1 protein-coding gene is annotated in these 2,534 nt (G+C 71.5%); it reads right to left on the bottom strand.

The window, feature by feature from the left end; translation table 11 throughout:
• A partial coding sequence (locus tag ACWD0Y_RS36540; RefSeq protein ID WP_450264557.1) for a type I polyketide synthase occupies positions 1–2,534 on the bottom strand: 2,534 nt, incomplete at both ends.

Below are 2,534 nucleotides of genomic sequence, written 5' to 3'. Positions count from 1 at the left end.
ACAGCGAGTACCGAATCCAGCGCCTCCGCGAACACCGGGAACCGGCCGTACAACTCCCGGCCCATCCCCAACCGCTGCGAACCCTGACCCGAGAACAACACCGCCGACCGGCCACCGACCACCACACCCGACACCGCCAACGGATCCGGCTCGCCGACCGCCAGTGCTGCCAGCGCGCGCATCGTCTCGGCACGCTCGCCGGTCGGTACCACCGCGCGGTGCTCGAACTTCGACCGGCCCGTCGCCAACGAGTACCCGACATCCACCGGCCGCAGCTCCGGCCGCTCCTCCATCGAGGCCAGCAGCTTGGCGGCCTGGCCGCGCAGCGCCTCCGGCGTCTTGCCGGACAGCACCCACGGCACCACACCCAGCTCCACCACAGGAGCCTCGGACCCCGTCACCACCGTTCCCTGGATGACGTTCGCCGGCTGCTCCAGGATCACGTGCGCGTTCGTACCGCTGATCCCGAACGACGACACACCCGCACGCCGGGCACGACCGGCCTCCGGCCACGGCGTCGACTCGGTCAGCAGCTCCACCGCGCCCGCCGACCAGTCCACATGCGAGGACGGCTCGGTCACGTGCAGCGTCTGCGGCAGCACACCGTGCCGCATCGCCATGATCATCTTGATGACACCCGCCGCGCCCGCGGCGGCCTGCGTGTGTCCCAGGTTCGACTTCACCGAGCCCAGCAGCAGCGGCCGCTCCGGGTCGCGGTCGCGCCCGTACGTCGCCAGCAGCGCCTGCGCCTCGATCGGGTCACCGAGCGTGGTGCCGGTGCCGTGCGCCTCGACCACGTCCACGTCACCCGTCGACAGACCACCGCTGGCGAGCGCCTGGCGGATCACCCGCTGCTGCGACGGGCCGTTGGGCGCCGTCATACCGTTGGAGGCGCCATCCTGGTTGACCGCGCTGCCCCGCACCACGGCCAGGATCTCGTGACCGTTGCGCAACGCGTCCGACTGCCGCTCCAGGAGGAGCATGCCGACGCCCTCGGACCAGCCGACACCGTCGGCCGACTCGGAGAACGGCTTGGAGCGTCCGTCGGGGGCCAGGCCCCGCTGACGGGAGAATTCCACGAAGGTGTCGGGGACCGACATCACGGTGACGCCGCCGGCCAGGGCCAGCGAGCACTCACCGCTGCGCAGCGCCTGCGCGGCCAGGTGCATCGCGACCAGCGACGACGAGCACGCCGTGTCCACGGTCACCGCCGGGCCTTCGAAACCGAAGGTGTACGAGACCCGGCCGGAGGCGACGCTCAGCGCGCTGCCCTGGCCCTGGAAGCCCTCGAACTCCTTGCCACTCAAATTGGTGTTGTAGCCGCCGTACATCACACCGGCGAACACGGCGGTCTGGCTGTCGCGCAGTGACACCGGGTCGATGCCTGCGCGCTCGATCGCCTCCCACGACGTCTCCAGCAGCAGCCGCTGCTGCGAGTCCGTCGCCATCGCCTCACGCGGCGACATCCCGAAGAACGCCGGGTCGAACTCACCCGCGTCGTGCAGGAATCCGCCCGAGCGGGTGTAGGACGTGCCCATGTGCTCGGGGTCGGGGTTGTAGAGCCCGTCGACGTCCCACCCGCGGTTGTCCGGGAAGTCCGTGACGACGTCGGCGCCTTCGGTGACCACGCGCCACAGGTCTTCCGGCGAGCCGATGCCGCCGGGGAAGCGGCAGCTCATGCCCACGATGACCACCGGATCGTCGTCCAGCATGGCCTGGGAGAGCGCCGGTACGGCCGTCGTCGCTTCGGTGTCTGCGGCCTCCGGACCGACGAGTTCGTCGAGCAGGTGGTCCGCCAGAGCCTCGACGGTCGGATAGTCGAAGACCATCGTCGCGGGCAGCCGCAGTCCGGTCGTCGTGTTCAGCCGGTTGCGCAGTTCCACCGCTGTCAGCGAGTCGAAGCCCAGGTCGCGGAAGGCCCGTGTCGGGTCGACTCCGTCGCCGCTCGTGTGGCCGAGCACGAGGGCCGCCTGGTCCCGTACCAGGGTGAGCAGCGTCGCGTACCGTTCGGCACGCTCAAGCTTGCTGAGTCGCTCGGCGAGGCCCGCGTCCGTACGCGTTCCGGGGCCCGAGACCGCCGTACGTCGTACGCCCGGCCGGACCAGGCCGCGCAGCAGCGGCGTGACGGCGCCCTGGGCGCGCAGCGCGGGCAGGTCCAGCCGTACGGGTGCCACCGCGGCCTGGCCGGTGGCCAGCGCGGCGTCGAACAGTGCGATGCCCTGGTCGACCGAGAGCAGGGGCATGCCCGCCTCGGCGGCCCGGCGCAGATCGGCTTCGCCGAGACCGCTCGTCATGCCGGCGCCCTGGTTCCAGGCGCCCCAGGCGAGTGAGACTCCCGGCAGGCCCTCGGCCTGCCGGTGCGCGGCGAGCGCGTCCAGGAAGGCGTTGCCCGCCGCGTAGTTGGCCTGGCCCGCGCCACCGATGACTCCGGAGACCGAGGAGTAGAGGACGAAGGCGGCGAGGTCGAGGTCCCGGGTCAGCTCGTGCAGGTTCCACGCAGCGTCCACCTTCGGACGCAACACCCCCGCCAACCG

Source organism: Streptomyces altiplanensis, assembly GCF_053591575.1.
Note: the sequence above shows the minus strand (reverse complement) of the source record. Positions and strands in the feature narration are given on the sequence as shown.